This window comes from Sphingobium cloacae (assembly GCF_002355855.1).
GTDB lineage: Bacteria > Pseudomonadota > Alphaproteobacteria > Sphingomonadales > Sphingomonadaceae > Sphingobium > Sphingobium cloacae.
Map to the genome: position 1 here is coordinate 37213 of NZ_AP017660.1, position 15478 is coordinate 52690.

Genomic DNA, 15478 nt, shown 5'->3' on the forward strand with positions numbered 1-15478 from the left:
GTTACGCATGTGATTCGATGCCTGCCATGGACCCGCTGACGGCCTCCTGCAAAGACCCAGTTGCGCTGCTCGCGACCATCGCGAAGCTGACCGCCGAGGCGGCCGAACGCGACCAGCAGATCGTTCGCATCAACGCCGAGAACGAGGCGCTCGCCCGCGCTGCGGCCCAAGCTGAGGCGCGCGAGATCATCGCGCTCGCCACCGCGAAAGCGGCCGAACACGCCGCCGTCATCGCCGAGGCGAAGGCCGCCGAGATGGAGGACGCGCTCGCGGCCGCCCGCGATGAGGTCAAGCGCCTCAACGACATTCTCGACCAGTTCAAGCGCCACCGTTTCGGCCAGAGCGCCGAGCGGCTCGATCCCGACCAGTACCAGCTCGTGCTCGAAGAGCTCGAAGCTGCCTTGTCGCGCGCCGAGGCCGGGCTCGAAGCGCTGATCGACCAGGCTGACGCGACCGGCGAGACAAAGCGCCGCCGCCGCAACAACCGTGGAGCGCTGCCCGCCCATCTCGAGCGTATCGAGCAGGTCGTCGACATCGAAGACAAGCAGTGTGCCTGCTGCGGCAACGATCTTCATGTCATCGGCGAGGACGTCACCGAGCGCCTCGACGTCGTGCCCACCATCTTCCGCGTGCTGGTCACCCGCCGTCCGCGCTATGGCTGCCGCGGCTGCGACGAGGGCGGCGTCACCCAGGCGCCGGCGCCAAGCTTCATCGTCGATCAGGGCCTGCCCACCGACGCGCTCGTCGCCCAGGTCATCGTCGCGCGCTACGCCGATCACCTTCCGCTTTACCGGCAAGCCCAGATCTACGCCCGCCAGGGGATCGATCTCGACCGGGCAACGCTCGCCGACTGGGTCGGGCGCGTCGGATGGTGGCTGACTCCGCTCAGGCAGCATCTGCTCGCCGAGCTGCGAAGTTCGGTGAAGCTGTTCGCCGACGAGACGCGCATGCCCGTGCTGGCGCCCGGGACCGGCAAGACCAAGAGCGGCCAGCTGTGGGCCTATGCCCGCGACGATCGGCCATGGGGCGGACTCGCGCCGCCCGCCGTCGTCTACATGTACGCCGCCGGCCGCGGCGGCATGCATCCGATCGACCATCTCGGCGACTTCGCCGGGGTGCTCCAGGTGGACGGCTATGCCGGCTACAATGAGATCAAGCGCCGCAATGGCGTCACCCTCGCATTCTGCCTGCTTCACGCGCGGCGCAAGTTCTACGATTTCCGCGAAAAGGAGCCCGTTGCCGACGAGGTGCTCCGTCGCTTCTCGGCGATCTACAAGATCGAGGCGACGCTCAGGGACACCTCGCCCGAGGCGCGGTTCGAAGGGCGGCAGCTGATACTGAAGCCGCTGTTCGATAACCTGCGCGACTATCTCTCGAAGAACCTCGGCCGGTTCAGCGCCAAGGGCAAGATGGCCGAAGCGATCAACTATATGCTCAACCACTGGCAGCAGCTCACCTATTGCCTGCTCGACGGCCGCGTCGAGCTCGATACCAACACGGTCGAAAGAAGCATCCGCCCGATTGCCCTGTCGCGCCGCAACTCGTTGTTCGCCGGCAGCGATGCCGGGGCAGACAATTGGGCGGTGCTCGCCAGCCTTCTCGAAACGTGCAAACTCTCGGACGTCGATCCGCTCGCCTGGCTCACCGCCACCCTCACCAAGCTTGCCAACGGTCATAGCAACAAGGACCTCGATTCCCTCATGCCCTGGCACTTCCCCAAGATCGCCGGGCGCAACGCCCCCTCTTAAGACGCTTGACCGGCACGTTTCCGCCACGTGGGTCTGGGATGACGGATACCCTTTAGTGACCTAGCCCTCTTTAGCATTCAATGATTTCGGGAAGGGCCAGCGCTTTACGCTTGGCCTCGGTCAGCGGCCTGCCCTGCTACTGAGTTAGCAGGCGGACAATGTCCTGCGCTCGCTGCCGTCGTATAGTCGCACCGGGCTCCGGACCTGCGCTGCATCATGTGCGCAGGCAAGATCGGTCGTGCCGGCATGAGCCGGGCCCAGATCTAGGCGCCGGTCGCCGGGTTCTCAACGAGAAGCGTGCGGCCGTCGGAGCGTCCTGCCAGGCGCCGTCGATGGAATGCTGAGTGTCGAGATAGCGGTGCAATGTGCATCCGTATTTCAACCTGCAGATATCCCCAACCTTCCAGCGGCAGGGCCACTGAAAGGTTGGGGATATCTGCATGTATCAAACTCACCGAGCTTTGCTGGAGCCACACCGTCAGGCCGCACAGTGGTCGGGGAACGGTAGCTCGGTGAGCCGTACCGTCTATTTCGCGCGAGCGGCCTGAATAGTCACATTTACGCGAACATTGGCAGCCACTGCGTCAGTGGAGGCGAACTGTCCCCGTCCAACCCCGAACCAGCGGCGGTCGATCACGAGCGATCCCTGCATCCTGGCCTCCCCTCTATTGATGTTCAGCTGGAATGGCAGGACGACCGGACGATTAACACCGCGGATATTGAGCGTGCCCGCTGCCTGATAGCGATTGCCGCCCAGGCTCTTGAACGACTTGGAGGTGAAGGTAGCGCGGGGAAAGACCTTGGTATTGAACCAGTCAGGCGTTGGCAGCGATTCGTCGCGCGTGGCATCGCCGGTGGCAGCCGAACCTGTATCGATCACTGCAACTACGCTGGAGCCAGAAAGGTTGGCGGGATCGAACGCGATACGCGCATCAAAGCGCCGGAATGCCCCGCTGATGGCCTGGCCGTTCATGCTGGCCTGGAAGCCCAATCGCGATTGGGCCTTGTTGACCGTCCAAGTCGGCGCAGGGGCTGCCACAGCGGGAGCGTTGAGAAGCGATGCCGCCAGTGCGGTTGCGGCGATGGGATAGAGAAAGATGGCGCGCATGATCTTATGCCTCGGATGAAGTATGGGGGGTGGACCGCAGGCCCGGGACCATCCGTCCCAAAACGCCGTCGCGGGAGATGAACTGGTGCTTCAACGCGGCGCCGATGTGCATCACAATCAGGGCAGTGCCGCCAAAGGCGAAATACATGTGAATGCTCCCGCCGACCTTCTCGACAGCCTGCTTGGCGTTGATCGGAAGGTCATGGAGAAGGCCGATGTGTGGCCACGGGATCGTGTGCCAAAGCAGTGTTGGAATATTCCAAGGGCTGACAGACACGACAGCCCATCCCGTCAGGGGCAGACCGATCATCAAACCGTAAAACGCCCAGTGCGTCACATGGGCGGCTGCCACTTCCCAGCCCTTCATTCCCGCCGGCAGCGGCGGGACCGGATTGAGCATCCGCCAAACCAGACGAACGATGCTGAGAACCAGCACGGTAATACCCACGGACTTGTGGAGCTGGAACATGTCGAACTGCGCAAGGCCCTTCAGGAAGCCCATGCGCCAACCCAGGAACAGGTTCGCAATGATGAGGGCGGCAATGCTCCAATGCAGAAGCATCGCTACCGCAGAATAGCGGGTGCGTTGACGCATGATAATGTCCTGAAAAAGTGTGATGCCCGCTCCGGAGAGACGGGCATCACACGGGCCGACACGCTCAGCTGAGAGGGGGCGCGAAGAGTGCCGACCTAGAGAATTAATTTGCCTTCTTTTCAAAGGCCGAAGTAATCGTAATCGTCGTTTCATCGCTCACGAGCGGTGCGTACTTGCTGACACCGAAATCCGTGCGCTTGATTCTGCCGGAGGCCTTGAAGCCGAGTGTATAGGCTTTGCTCAGAGGATTGACCGCCGCGGCGTTGAAGCTCGCGTTGAGAGTAACCGGCTTGGTCACGCCATGCAGCGTCAGGTTGCCGGAAATGGTTGCTGTCTTTGGACCGGTCTTGACGACCTTGGTCGAGACGAAATGCATCGTCGGGAACTTGGCAGCATCGAACCAGTCGGCGCTTACCAGCTCTTCATCGAGCGTCTTGTTGGTAGTGGACACCGACGAGACCGGGACGGTGACGTCCAGCCTGGCCGCCGCCAGATTCTTCGGGTTGATCGACAGGCTGCCGCTGGCGCCCGGGAAAGTGCCGTAGAAGTCATTGATGCCGAAATGGTTCACCGAGAACTGCACCTGCGTGTGCGTGCTCTCGACGGTATAGTCACCTGCTTGGACCGCAGTAGCGTCCTGGTTGGCCTGCCCGACGGCCGGAAGGGAAATCGCGAACGCAGCAACGCTCGCCGCGATCGTAAGGACGCGGTTCATTTTGTATTCTCCGATGTTGGAAAAGTGCGCCGGCCCCCTTGACCGGCGCTTTTCGTATTACGCGAAGAGTTTCGCGGCAGTCTTTGCGACGATCTCGCCCTGGTGGCGTGCACCATCCAGCTCGATTTTGCTGGGTTGCCGGCTGCCGTCGCCCCCGGCGATGGTGGTGGCGCCATACGGAGCGCCGCCGACGATCTCGTCAAGCGACATTTGGCCCTGGTGGCTGTAAGGTAGCCCGACGACAACCATGCCGAAGTGCAGCAGGTTGGTGATCAGCGAGAAAAGAGTTGTTTCCTGGCCGCCATGCTGCGTCGCGGTCGAGGTGAACGCTGCGCCGACCTTTCCATTCAGTGCGCCGCGTGCCCACAGACCGCCGGCCTGGTCAAGGAATGCCGCCATCTGCGAGGAAAGGCGCCCGAAACGGGTGCCGGTGCCGATGATGATGGCATCGTAGTTCTCGAGATCGGCAACACTTGCGATGGGCGCAGTCTGGTCGAGCTTAAAGTGATTGTCGCGGGCAACACCGTCTGGCACAGTTTCAGGAACGCGCTTGATGTCGACTTCTGCTCCTGCGGATCGCGCACCTTCGGCAACGGCCTGCGCCATCGTCTCGATGTGTCCGTACGTCGAGTAGTAGAGAACAAGAACCTTCGCCATATCTACGCTCCTGCAAGCTGTGATGAGTTGGTAATGCCGTTTTGGCAGTGATTGGCTTGTTCAGGCACCCGCATAAGTTGGAAGCTTTTGTTCGAGAAAGTCGAAATGTCCGGCTCGCACTTCGCTCGATGTGGGCTATCGTGGATCCGGACGATCGTTCTGCCTCTTTTCGATTTTGTCGAATGAACGCTATGGATTTATCCTTCTAAACAGGATGCTGGCGTGGCGATAAAAAAGACCCGCACAGCTCGAGGGATCGGTCGATCCGAGGCGTGTACAATCAGATCTCAGGAAGATGCGTTATGTCCACTCTCACTCACCCGTCCGAAGGCGTCGACACGGTTGTCGTGCCGAATTCTCGCGATTTGGGAGATGGCTTCTTCGTCCGCCGAGCGCTTCCCTCACCGCAACGCCAGATGGTCGGGCCGTTTATTTTTTTCGACGAGATGGGGCCTGTGGCGTTTCGCGGCGGACAAGGTCTGGATGTCCGACCGCACCCACACATCGGTCTCTCCACGCTCACGTACCTGCTCGAAGGTGAGATAGTTCATCGCGACAGCCTTGGCATTCACCAAACGATCCGCCCCGGCGAAATCAACTGGATGACGGCAGGGCGCGGCATCGTTCACTCAGAGCGCACCGATCTCGACACCCGTAAGAGCGACAGCGTGTTGTCCGGTTTGCAGGTCTGGATAGCGCTGCCGACCGCAGACGAGGAAACCGCCCCGTCTTTCGATCATTTCAAGGCGCAGGAAATCCCGATCGAGGACGAGGGCGGCGTCCGCTTCACGCTGATAGCGGGTCAGTCTGAAGGTCTTCAGTCCCCGGTGAAGACGTTCTCAGACCTTGTCTATGCCGAAATACAGCTACAGCACGGCGCCCGTTACAAGGCCAACGATGAGCACATCGAGCGGGCATTCTACGTCGTAAGCGGGGCAATTGAAGTGGTGGGGCAGACCGGATCGTTCGGGGCAGGGCAACTCGTGGTCTTGAAGCCGCATGCCGAGGTCATCATTCGGGCTTCGGGGCAGACCGGAGTCATGCTGATCGGCGGAGAGCCCTTCCCGGAGGAGCGTCATGTCTACTGGAACCTGGTTTCCTCCCGACCGGACCGTATTGAACAGGCGAAAGAAGACTGGCGACACGATCGCTTCGCACGGGTTCCCGACGAGACAGATTTCATCCCGCTCCCATCCGTTTGACGCGCCCACGAAACATCAATCTCACCACGAAGGCAGGCATCATGTACCTGCCTTCGTGGGAACTTTATCCGACGACGATATGCCCCAGACCCAATGACCATTCCCAAACAGTGACCATCTCGAACAGGTCGGCCAGCTGATACGGATCGTTGGCCATGAAGGTACGCACATCATCGGCGTTGTCGGCTTCGAAGACCAATAGCGTTCCGTGCATCGGACCGTCAGCCCTTTCTCGTAGCGGGCCACCCAGAACGCACCGCATACCCGTCGGAGTGTTTCGGATATAAGCACGATGAAGGTCGCGCGCTTGCAGGCGTCGTGCTTCCATCCCGGGGCGATCAAGTGCTTCGAACACAAAAGTTCCCATAGTTACAAACCTCACTTTGAAAAGGGTACAGGTCGCCGATCGGATTTCATCTGGCGCCTGAAGGAAGCACAGGGACGCGTCCTGTATAATTTGCTCAAAGCTATGTCTGAAAAGACCTTGTTTATGGTGTAGCCATCCTCGCAGGCCCGTCTTCCATATGAAGAACGGATGGTTGAGTTGCACCTGCTTGGCTCGCGCAGCATGCACACAAGGGTACTGACAAAAGCCGGTCAATACTGGGCCCGAGCCGAGACGCTCCTGCGTAAGCATCCCGTGCGCCTGCCGGTTAACGCGGAGCTCGGTACCGATTGCGGTCACCGCCGCGTGCATGCCATGGGCTTAAAACACGACAACCGTCATTGCCTTGAGTACGACCTCGTGCGCCGGTTCGATAATGACCGATTTATCAGCTCTGGCTCAATGGTCAGCCTTTTCAGGAAATCCATTGGTTGTGAAACGGCCGACTAGACGACAATGCGAGTACCGAGCCCCCTCGGTCGCCAAACTCGGTGTGGAATGACAGCTTTCGGATGAACCTGCCGTTCGTCGAAGTATGCGGGGATGGCGGATATGTCCCAGGCGCCCGTGTCCGGCTCTCTACCGGAAACGGGCGCCATCGGGTTCAGATCTCCGTATTTTCGGCGAGGGCAAGAGCATCCTCCACGTCGATTCCGAGGTAGCGTACCGTATTTTCGATCTTGCTATGGCCGAGCAGGATCTGAACGGCGCGAAGGTTGCCGGTGGCCCTATAGATTATCGATGCCTTCGTTCGGCGAAGTGAATGCGTGCCATATTCATTTCGCATGAGACCAACACCTGTTACCCATTCGTCGACAAGCCGCGCATACTGGCGAGTGCTGAGATGCCCATTATGATCAACCCTGCTGGGAAAGACATAATCATCTACCGTGCCCCCGCGCCGATCCAGCCAGGCCAACAGGCTCGCCCGAGCGTCCGGCAGTAACTCGAACTGAACGGGTCTTCCCGTTTTCTGCTGCATCACGATTGCTCGCGTCCGGATCTGTCCGCCGCTGACAATGTCGCCGATCTTCATCTGCACCAGGTCGCAGCCGCGAAGCTTGCTATCGATCGCCAGATCGAACAGCGCCCGATCTCGCAGGCGGCGGCGCTGATTAAGGTAGAAGCGGATCTCCCAGATCTGCTTTGGCTTCAGAGCCCGCTTTGCACCTACGGTCCTTCCGGCATTCCAGACCGGACGCTTGGCGGCGGTGAGTTCGGTTTCAGGCATCTCCATGGTCTTTCTCCTATGGCCAAATTGGCCATTTGAAGAACGCTAGCCGCCGAGGATGTGGACGAAAGGCTTTGAGGCTTTTGCCGACCAGTTTAAGTCATTCCAGCACGGGCGCCGGAATGACGGCTTGCGCCGAAACCGGTCCCTCGCAAGTTTGACAGCTGCCGGTCGGTGACGCGCCCAGTTCGGCCGTCCCTGCAGTCTTGGTCCGCTCCTAAATCCGCCATTTGGCACCCCGCCAGCTGCGGTTATTAATCTTCAGCGATATGGAAGAGCGTCTTTCAGACCTACGCTGATCAACGATTTACGGAGCCTGTGGCAAAAGGTTTGGCCCGCATGGACACGTGATCGACCCAACGCGAGTAGATTAGTCTCTCAAGAAACGATGTAGTTTTGAAATAAAAACCAAGATCCTAAGTCGTATGCCGGAAGCTTGCCCTCAGGAGGAGAGCTGGTCTGATGGGCTTCTGGCACACGACGATGAGCCTCGTAGCGTGTCAGGGTTGCGAGGCTCATAGGTCCGAGTTAGAACGAGAAGCGCGCCCCAAAAAGGATGCGTCGTCCGGCATCGACATAGGCTGACGGCAATCCGCTGGTGAACTGCGTCAATTGCGCCGCATTGAGCAGGTTAACCCCTTCGAGGGTAAGCGATGCATTGTCGGTGATCTTCAGGCTCGCGCTGCCGTCCAGCGTTCCATAGGCGAGCGAGCGGGTGCCCATCGCCTGCGCGGACGAGGGCGACAGCAGGAAGCCGCCGCGCCATGCATAGGACAGCCGGACGCCGGCCGGCCCCTTCTCGTAATAGGCGGTCAGGTTGAAGTTGTTGGGCTCTGTTGCAAAGATTGGCGGCAGTCAGAGGTAGGCTGTCGCTCTGCGCCGATCAGGCGGCTGCTGCGAAATGGTGGTTGAGCATGCCCATGGCCTCCGTCAGCGCCGAGGGCCCAATGCCAAAAGCTCTCTCCACAAGGCGCACCTCGCCCCTGATGCCGGGCTGCAGGCACCAGGGGCGAGCCTGTCCTTTGCGCAGGGCTCGCATGACTTCGAATCCCTTGATCGTGGCATAGGCCGTGGGGATCGATTTGAAACCGCGCACCGGCTTGATCAGTATCTTGAGCTTTCCGTGATCGGCCTCGATCACGTTATTGAGATACTTCACCTGCCGGTGGGCCGTCTCCCGGTCCAGCTTTCCTTCGCGCTTCAATTCGGTGATCGCTGCACCATAGCTCGGCGCTTTGTCGGTATTGAGCGTGGCAGGCTTTTCCCAGTGCTTCAGGCCTCGCAGGGCCTTGCCCAGGAACCGCTTCGCTGCCTTGGCGCTGCGGGTCGGCGACAGGTAGAAATCGATCGTGTCGCCCCGCTTGTCGACTGCCCGGTACAGGTAGGTCCACTTGCCCCGCACCTTGACGTAGGTTTCATCCAGGCGCCAGCTCGGATCAAAGCCACGCCGCCAGAACCAGCGCAGCCGCTTCTCCATCTCCGGGGCGTAGCACTGGACCCAGCGATAGATCGTCGTATGGTCGACCGAAATGCCGCGTTCCGCCAGCATTTCCTCAAGGTCGCGATAGCTGATCGGATAGCGACAATACCAGCGCACCGCCCACAGGATCACATCACCCTGGAAATGGCGCCACTTGAAATCCGTCATCGTTCCGTCCGTCCAATCTCCGCCAAGCATGCTCAAGCTTCACGATTTTTGCAACAGAGCCGCCTGGACCACAGCAGGCTCGGGCAGGTCATCGTAAACCCGAATTTGGCGACACCCAATGACCCCGATATCTTCGCGCTGGGCGACTGTGCGAGTGTCATGCTTCCGGACCGCGAGAGTCCATTGCCGACCACGGCCCAAGCAGCCTATCAGCAGAGCGTTTATCTTGGCCGCACTTTGCCTACAATATTGGAAGGAAAGCCCGTGCCGCCATTTCGCTACCATGACTTCGGGTCATTGGTGTCGCTCGGCGGTTATGACGCTTATGGGACGCTTGGCCGCTTCGGGTTGTTCCGGGGTGGGTTCCTGCACGGGCGCATGGCGCAGCTTGGGCATGCGCTGCTCTATCGGCGGCATCAGGCGCGAATTTATGGACCGGTTCGCGGTAGCCTGCTGTGGCTTGCCGATACCCTCGACACCTCGGTGCGCCGGCGCGAGCGCCTGGCCTGACATGGGCCGCCTTCACCAACGAAGCTGCCTGATCCTCGGTGCATTCTGGCTTGTTCTTCCCGGCACCGTGTGGGCTTCACCGCCCGACATGGAAGTTCTACTGACCGGCCAGGTAGAAACCGATGCCAGTGGCGAACAGGTCGTTGCACTGCGCTTTCTGAACCGGACTGACAGACAAGAAATCCTCGCCCTGCCGGACAGGATCGAAGCGAAAGTCCGGCAGGAGAATCGTGAACGCACGCTCCTGTTGGCGCGCGCTAACGATACAGAGCCGCATCTTGCCATCGACGCGCATGGATTTGGGCAGGCCCATTATCGCCTGCCCGCAAATGAACCCCTCGTCAGAGCCATGGTCTCCATTCCTGCCTGGTCAACTCAGGAGGTGGTGCTTGCGCCCATTGTGAAGACCGCTACGCATGAGGCCGAAAATCGCTCGAATCCGAATGCACCGATTCTTCCACCGCCACCTACCGACAGAAAAGCCGGCAACGCCTTTGTGGACAATCTCGACCTGTATGAACCCATCTATGCCGTTTACGGGCCAGGCACCGACAGCGAAGCTCGCATTCAACTGAGCTTCAAATATCGCCTGTTCGGAGCCTCGGCGAACAGCCAGACGTCTTCCAATTGGCGAGACGGGCTGTACCTCGCCTACACCCAGAGAATGTTCTGGGACCTTGAAAGCAAATCCTCCCCGTTCCGCAACATCGATTTCCAGCCCGAACTTATCTACATCACACCGACAGTTGGCCTTACCGGCGACATCGCCATGACCGTGCAGGCGGGTATTCGTCATGAGTCCAACGGGCGGGACGGTCCCCAGTCGCGCAGCATCAACAGCATCTACATCGCTCCAATGGCAACCCTTCCGATCGCCGGCGATTACAGGCTAACATTCGCCCCCAGGCTTTCCCTGTATGTCGGTAACAAATCCGACAATCCGGATATCGTCCATTATCGCGGACATGCCGGATTGTTCATGGAGGTCGGAGAGGATAATGGACTGCGCCTCTCCACCTCCACCCGTTTCAACTTCGGTTCGGGCAAAGGGGCTGTCAATGCCGACCTGTCCTATCCGTTGCCCCGTCTCCTCGGCGGTGGTCCCGATCTCTATCTCTTCGCCCAGTCCTTCTACGGCTATGGTGAAAATCTGCTCGATTATAACCGGCGCACCCGCCGGTTACGTATAGGCGTTGCTCTCGTGCGATAATCTTGAGGCGACGCCACAGTCTTTCTCTCGCAGAGTTCATGCCGGTATCACCTTCCGCCATCGGGCCTGACCTCGATCGTGCAGCGCACCGGCTTTTTCGCCTTGTCAGCCTGCTCGCGGCATTTCTGCACCGCCTCGCGGTTGCCATCGACGAGCGGCGAGGCCGCGACGATCAACGCCCAGCTCTCGGGCGCGGCGGTCTGCATCAACCGTTGCCCCGCATCCCACATCGTCGGTTCGCCAAGCGCGTGCATCGCCCGCCGCTCGGGCCAGTGCCAACTCGCCGGCATCATCCGCGCGACCGGGCCGGCGAGCGCCGCATAGAGCAGCATCCCCAGCGCCGCGCCCCCCAGCCCGGTCCCGATCAGCCAGCGGTTTTGCACATCGCCGCGCCGTGCGGATGCGAGCCGGTTGCCGACCTCGCGCGCGGCCTGGTCCAGTCCTGTCCGGGCTTCGGCGATCAGCCGTTGATCCTCGCGACGGGCATGGAGCGCCGCCGATACGATCTCGCCCGCCATGTTGTGAGGCGTCATCGACAGGAGAGGACTTTTGGCGATGGGGTCGATCTGCTGCACCAGCACCCCCAGCACCTTTTCGGTGCGGGCCAGCGTCGGCTCGTAATCGGGTATCTCGATGGACTCGCGCGTAGCAGCCAGCCCCGCGATCGCGGCGCGCAGCAACCCGACCTCGCCATGCACCGACGCCAACCGATCCTCGACCCGCGCGAACGCCAGCGCCGGATCGTCACCAGCATCGGGTTCGCGATATTCATCCTCGTCCATCATCCTCTCCCTATCGGCTCAATCCGCGATCGTGACTGATCCCCAACCCCCGCGACAGCTCGCGCCCAAGCTCGCGGCCCGGACTCATTCCGATCTCAAGCCCCAGCTCGCGGGTGCGACCGCGCAGGATCGATTCCACCTGGGGATCGCGCTCAAGGCTTTTCGCCATGCCCGCCATCTCCTGCCCGAGCGTCTTGCGGCCCGCCATGTCGCCGGCGCGATAAAGCCGGTCGCGATCCTGGGAGAGCTGTTGCCAGCGTTCCACGAACCGATCGGCGCGCAAGTTCGGATCGGCCCGCACGCGCGCCTCTTGGCGTATCGCCTCGATCATCGGGCCGCTGCGCCCCGCCGCCGCCTCGCGCAGCAAGCCGGAATCGCGCTTCATCGCCTCGGCCATATCGTCCGAAGCTCGCGGCCGGAGCGTGTCGAGCGCCTGAACCGCGCGCTCGAGCGCGACCTTCTGATGTTCCAGCACCGGCCCGCCCGACGCCCGCGCCTGCAACACCGCCTCCGCCGAACGCGAGGCCCGCTCGACCGCGCGCCGGAAATCGCGATCCTGGCCCTGCTCGGCCCGCGCGGGCAATTCCTTCGCCGGCTCCGGCGTCGGCGTGCGCTGGGGCAGTTTCAGCCCGTCAAACATGCCCCGCTTGGGAGCCGGCTTTTCCTTCGCACCCTGTGCTGGCTCGGCCGCCTTCACCGGCGCGGCCGACAGCTTCAAGCCGTCGAACATACCGCGCCGCGACTGACGCTCGGCCGCGGCCTTCGCCTCGCCGGCACCGCGGTCGCCGCCAATATCGGGCGTGCGGGAATCCTCGCCCATCTGGCGTGAAGTTCCCGCGCGGGGCGCGAGGATCTCCACGCCCTTCCGCTCGGGTGCATCCGCAACGCGGATCTCACCCGACAGCCCGCGCCGATCGGCGAAGGATTGCGCCTCGGCATCGCGATCCCGATACATCGGATAGTCGGACGCCATATCCTTCGCCCGCTCGCGCGACAGCGTGCGGACAAGCCGGCGATCGTCGGCGAAGTCATCGCGGCCGTAATGGAGCTGCACCCCGTCGCGATGCCGGGACAGCGCCACATAGGCCGAATGGCGGTCCATGCCGGGGGTCGCCAGCACATGCGCCCGATCGACCGTCACGCCCTGCGATTTGTGGATGGTCGCCGCATAGCCATGATCGACATGGGCATAATCTTTCAGGTCGAACGCGACTTGACGGCCATCGTCCAACTTCACCGCCATGCTGTCGGGCGACACGCGCTCGACCTTGCCCAGCGTGCCGTTCTTCACCCCAAGGCCGCGATCGTTCTTGAGGAACATGATGCGGTCGCCGGTCGCGAACTCCCGCGCGCCCCGCTCGGCCGACACGCGCACGTCCTGGCCCAGCTCGCCGGCGTCGCGCAGCCGATCGCGCGCAGCCAGGTTCAGGTCGCGCACCTCGGCATTGGTATGGGTGAGGATGATCCGCGTCTTGTCGGGATCGGCGATGCGAGCGCGATCCCAGCCCTCCACAAGGCTTTCCCGCGCAGCCTCGCGCGTCTCGGCCGCGTGGACCATGCCATGCTCGGCATAGGCATGGATCGCCTCGCCGGTGCGGCCTGTTGCGAGCGCCCGCGTGGCGTCTTTCTGCCAGTCCTCATGCTGCCGGCGAACATCGCTGATCTCGGCCGCGCCGTAGCGCTCGGCCAGCGATCGGAACGCAGCGCCAGCCTCGATCGCCTGCAACTGCTCGGCGTCGCCGACAAGGATCACCTTGGCCCCTGCCCGTTCGGCCTCGGACAGCACCCGCTCCATCTGGCGCGTGCCGATCATGCCGGCCTCGTCAATCACCAGCACGTCGCGCGGACCTAGCAGCTCGCGGCCCTGCTCCCACTGATATTCCATGCTGGCGATCGTGCGCGAGGCGATACCGGAACCGCCCTCAAGCCCCTCGGCCGCGATCCCCGACAAGGCCGCACCGCGCACCTGATAGCCCGCCCGCTCCCATTCGTCGCGCGCAACGCCCAGCATGGTCGATTTGCCGGTGCCGGCATAGCCGACGACAATTGCCAAGTCGTTCTTGCCGGTGATATGCGCGAGCGCGTCCTTCTGCTGGCTTCCCAGCGCAAGGCCAACCCTCTCGGCGGTGTCTCGCCCCCCCATTTTAGACGCCGCCGGGAGACCATGCCCGGCCCGATCCGCTAGGCCGTAGCCGGCGCGCTCCAACCGCTGCTCGGTGTCGATCATCTCGCGCGACGTGAACCGGTCCTCGCCGCGTCCGTCCTTCCCCAGCGCTACCAGCTCGGGCGAGGTCCGCACCGCGCTCATCACCTGATCGAACTGGTCCTTGCCGTCGCTATGCCGGAACGCGAACTGCGCCAGGTCGCGCCGCGTGAACGTCGCCTGTTGGCGCGTGATCGCGTCGAGCGCGATTTGCGGATTGGCGATGATCTTCTCGCCATTCTCCCGCGCGATCCGGGCATGGTCCTCGACCCGCTCGGCCTCAAGCCCCTGTTCGGGCATACGCGACGCCGCCGGCCCGATCTTGTGCTGCGGCTCAAGCTCGATCCCCTGCGCCTCATAGCTGCGATGATCTATGCGCGCGTCTATATCCAGTTCGGCGAGGCGCTCGTTCACATGATCGGCCCACGCCTCGCGCCACTCCTGCAACAGCGCCGTGCTGTTCCACTCGCGCACCTTCTGGCCGAAGCCCTCCAGCCCTACCTCGCGCATCGACAGCATGACATGCGCGTGTGGCTTGGATTGCCCGTCCTTTCCCAAGTCCCAATGCACGTTCATGTCCGCGACCATGCCGCGCTCGACAAACTGCTTTTCGACAAAATCGCGGGCGAGCCGGATGCCCTCTTTCTGGTCCAGCTCGCGCGGAATCGAGAACTCGACTTCGCGGGCGAGCTGCGCGTCCTTGCGTTTCTCGCCCGCCTCGACCTCGTTCCATAGGGTCGCGCGATCGTTTAAACGCTCCGGTGTACCTTCGGGTAACATGATTTCCGAATGGACGACGCCGGCCTTGTTCGAGAAATCATGGTCGCGTCCTAGCCGGTCGTCGTGCAGCCGTTCCGCCGCACGATAGGCCGCGCTGGCAACGGCGCTCGATCCGTTGGCGCGACTGATGACCTTGGCCGAGAAATGGTAGATCGCCATGACGGCCGCTATACTGCCTTTCTTAGCGCACGTCGGCAACGACGTATAAGCGCGCACTCACACTCTCTGCCGTTCGCATGATTGACTTTGCCGCATTTTTTATCCGGAGCTGCTGTCCTGTCACCGCGACCGTGCTACGCTGCCACTCCCGATCATGGGCGCGAGGGAGAGAATATGCGTAAGGTCCGCGACTATGACGCCGAGTTGAAGGCGCTGGGCGACAAGGCCCGCGCCCTCAAGGCGAAGAAGGTCCAGCAGCTAGGCGAGCTGGTCACATCCACCGGGGCCGATGCGCTCGATCTCGATGTGCTGGCCGGGGTGCTGCTCGCCGCCGTCGAATCTGCCAGCGCCGACGAAAAGGAGGCGTGGCGCGCGAAGGGGTCCGCCTTCTTTCAAGGACGCGGCCGAAAGGCTGGCCGAAGCACTGGCGGCAACGCGGGAGGCGGAAGCAAAACTGGCGCAGGCGAGACGCAGGGTTGAAGCCGCACAGCGCCGCACCGATACGAGGGAATGGGCCGTGGCTCGCCGCGAACGCACCCGCCACC

The 15478-nt window shown here is 62.1% G+C and carries 16 protein-coding genes; 6 read left to right on the forward strand and 10 right to left on the reverse strand.

Features of this window, described 5'->3' with window-relative positions; translation table 11 throughout:
- Nucleotides 1-254 precede the first annotated feature (254 nt).
- Nucleotides 255-1748: an IS66 family transposase gene (gene tnpC / locus SCLO_RS22435; RefSeq protein WP_066522435.1), complete on the forward strand. Its 1494-nt coding sequence runs from the start codon at nt 255-257 to the stop codon at nt 1746-1748.
- A gap of 526 nt (nt 1749-2274) precedes the next feature.
- Here the strand turns inward: tnpC and SCLO_RS22440 are convergent.
- The 4 genes from SCLO_RS22440 to wrbA all read right to left on the reverse strand — a co-directional run bounded on the left by SCLO_RS22440 (nt 2275) and on the right by wrbA (nt 4823).
- Nucleotides 2275-2856 (reverse strand): YceI family protein, encoded by a 582-nt coding sequence (locus SCLO_RS22440; RefSeq protein ID WP_066522462.1) that lies wholly within the window; start codon nt 2854-2856, stop codon nt 2275-2277.
- 4 nt (nt 2857-2860) lie between these two features.
- Nucleotides 2861-3451, reverse strand: a complete 591-nt coding sequence (locus tag SCLO_RS22445; RefSeq protein ID WP_066522461.1) for a cytochrome b — start codon at nt 3449-3451, stop codon at nt 2861-2863.
- 103 nt (nt 3452-3554) lie between these two features.
- Nucleotides 3555-4166, reverse strand: coding sequence for a YceI family protein (locus tag SCLO_RS22450; RefSeq protein WP_096362282.1), 612 nt, complete (start codon nt 4164-4166; stop codon nt 3555-3557).
- Nucleotides 4167-4223: 57 nt separating this feature from the next.
- On the reverse strand, nt 4224-4823 hold the full coding sequence (wrbA, locus tag SCLO_RS22455) for an NAD(P)H:quinone oxidoreductase (RefSeq protein ID WP_066522345.1): 600 nt from the start codon (nt 4821-4823) through the stop codon (nt 4224-4226).
- A 302-nt stretch (nt 4824-5125) separates the two neighbouring features.
- Between wrbA and SCLO_RS22460 the strand changes: the two genes are divergently transcribed.
- Nucleotides 5126-6025, forward strand: coding sequence for a pirin family protein (locus SCLO_RS22460; protein ID WP_066522347.1), 900 nt, complete (start codon nt 5126-5128; stop codon nt 6023-6025).
- Nucleotides 6026-6089: 64 nt separating this feature from the next.
- Here the strand turns inward: SCLO_RS22460 and SCLO_RS22465 are convergent, their stop codons facing one another.
- Entirely contained in the window at nt 6090-6392 is a 303-nt protein-coding gene (locus tag SCLO_RS22465) for a YciI family protein (RefSeq protein WP_066522351.1), read from the reverse strand.
- Nucleotides 6393-6560: 168 nt separating this feature from the next.
- Between SCLO_RS22465 and SCLO_RS23125 the strand changes: the two genes are divergently transcribed.
- Nucleotides 6561-6860: a hypothetical protein gene (locus SCLO_RS23125; protein WP_123905560.1), complete on the forward strand. Its 300-nt coding sequence runs from the start codon at nt 6561-6563 to the stop codon at nt 6858-6860.
- 154 nt (nt 6861-7014) lie between these two features.
- Here the strand turns inward: SCLO_RS23125 and SCLO_RS22470 are convergent, their stop codons facing one another.
- The 3 genes from SCLO_RS22470 to SCLO_RS22480 form a co-directional block, all read right to left on the reverse strand.
- Nucleotides 7015-7647 carry a tyrosine-type recombinase/integrase gene (locus SCLO_RS22470; protein ID WP_066522348.1) on the reverse strand — a complete coding sequence of 211 codons (633 nt, stop codon included), beginning with the start codon at nt 7645-7647 and terminating at the stop codon, nt 7015-7017.
- Between the two features lie 522 nt (nt 7648-8169).
- On the reverse strand, nt 8170-8364 hold the full coding sequence (locus SCLO_RS24485) for a hypothetical protein (RefSeq protein ID WP_407695344.1): 195 nt from the start codon (nt 8362-8364) through the stop codon (nt 8170-8172).
- A gap of 160 nt (nt 8365-8524) precedes the next feature.
- Entirely contained in the window at nt 8525-9289 is a 765-nt protein-coding gene (locus tag SCLO_RS22480) for an IS6-like element IS6100 family transposase (protein ID WP_001389365.1), read from the reverse strand.
- Between SCLO_RS22480 and SCLO_RS22485 the strand changes: the two genes are divergently transcribed.
- Both SCLO_RS22485 and SCLO_RS24150 read left to right on the forward strand, forming a co-directional pair.
- On the forward strand, nt 9266-9799 hold the full coding sequence (locus SCLO_RS22485) for an FAD-dependent oxidoreductase (protein ID WP_231923483.1): 534 nt from the start codon (nt 9266-9268) through the stop codon (nt 9797-9799). The two genes, SCLO_RS22480 and SCLO_RS22485, sit on opposite strands and share 24 nt — an antisense overlap.
- A gap of 1 nt (nt 9800) precedes the next feature.
- On the forward strand, nt 9801-11009 hold the full coding sequence (locus SCLO_RS24150; protein ID WP_231923484.1) for a phospholipase A: 1209 nt from the start codon (nt 9801-9803) through the stop codon (nt 11007-11009).
- Nucleotides 11010-11056: 47 nt separating this feature from the next.
- On the opposite strand, the gene SCLO_RS22500 is transcribed toward SCLO_RS24150, so the two are convergent.
- Nucleotides 11057-11794 carry a DUF6118 family protein gene (locus SCLO_RS22500; RefSeq protein WP_007686165.1) on the reverse strand — a complete coding sequence of 246 codons (738 nt, stop codon included), beginning with the start codon at nt 11792-11794 and terminating at the stop codon, nt 11057-11059.
- A gap of 7 nt (nt 11795-11801) precedes the next feature.
- Entirely contained in the window at nt 11802-14933 is a 3132-nt protein-coding gene (gene traA / locus SCLO_RS22505; protein WP_007686163.1) for a Ti-type conjugative transfer relaxase TraA, read from the reverse strand.
- Between the two features lie 174 nt (nt 14934-15107).
- On the opposite strand from traA, the gene SCLO_RS22510 reads away from it, so the two are divergent.
- Entirely contained in the window at nt 15108-15413 is a 306-nt protein-coding gene (locus SCLO_RS22510; RefSeq protein ID WP_007686162.1) for a conjugal transfer protein TraD, read from the forward strand.
- Nucleotides 15414-15478: the final 65 nt, after the last annotated feature.

Bases quoted from the DNA above. Each gene is read 5' to 3' on its own strand.
- SCLO_RS22485 (WP_231923483.1), top strand. From the start codon at position 9,266: ATGGCGCCACTTGAAATCCGTCATCGTTCCGTCCGTCCAATCTCCGCC.
- SCLO_RS23125 (WP_123905560.1), top strand. From the start codon at position 6,561: ATGGTTGAGTTGCACCTGCTTGGCTCGCGCAGCATGCACACAAGGGTA.
- SCLO_RS22450 (WP_096362282.1), bottom strand. From the start codon at position 4,166: ATGAACCGCGTCCTTACGATCGCGGCGAGCGTTGCTGCGTTCGCGATT.
- SCLO_RS24485 (WP_407695344.1), bottom strand. From the start codon at position 8,364: ATGGGCACCCGCTCGCTCGCCTATGGAACGCTGGACGGCAGCGCGAGC.
- SCLO_RS22500 (WP_007686165.1), bottom strand. From the start codon at position 11,794: ATGATGGACGAGGATGAATATCGCGAACCCGATGCTGGTGACGATCCG.
- wrbA (WP_066522345.1), bottom strand. From the start codon at position 4,823: ATGGCGAAGGTTCTTGTTCTCTACTACTCGACGTACGGACACATCGAG.
- SCLO_RS22460 (WP_066522347.1), top strand. From the start codon at position 5,126: ATGTCCACTCTCACTCACCCGTCCGAAGGCGTCGACACGGTTGTCGTG.
- SCLO_RS22445 (WP_066522461.1), bottom strand. From the start codon at position 3,451: ATGCGTCAACGCACCCGCTATTCTGCGGTAGCGATGCTTCTGCATTGG.
- SCLO_RS22465 (WP_066522351.1), bottom strand. From the start codon at position 6,392: ATGGGAACTTTTGTGTTCGAAGCACTTGATCGCCCCGGGATGGAAGCA.
- SCLO_RS22440 (WP_066522462.1), bottom strand. From the start codon at position 2,856: ATGCGCGCCATCTTTCTCTATCCCATCGCCGCAACCGCACTGGCGGCA.
- traA (WP_007686163.1), bottom strand. From the start codon at position 14,933: ATGGCGATCTACCATTTCTCGGCCAAGGTCATCAGTCGCGCCAACGGA.
- SCLO_RS22480 (WP_001389365.1), bottom strand. From the start codon at position 9,289: ATGACGGATTTCAAGTGGCGCCATTTCCAGGGTGATGTGATCCTGTGG.
- SCLO_RS22470 (WP_066522348.1), bottom strand. From the start codon at position 7,647: ATGGAGATGCCTGAAACCGAACTCACCGCCGCCAAGCGTCCGGTCTGG.
- SCLO_RS24150 (WP_231923484.1), top strand. From the start codon at position 9,801: ATGGGCCGCCTTCACCAACGAAGCTGCCTGATCCTCGGTGCATTCTGG.
- SCLO_RS22510 (WP_007686162.1), top strand. From the start codon at position 15,108: ATGCGTAAGGTCCGCGACTATGACGCCGAGTTGAAGGCGCTGGGCGAC.
- tnpC (WP_066522435.1), top strand. From the start codon at position 255: ATGGAGGACGCGCTCGCGGCCGCCCGCGATGAGGTCAAGCGCCTCAAC.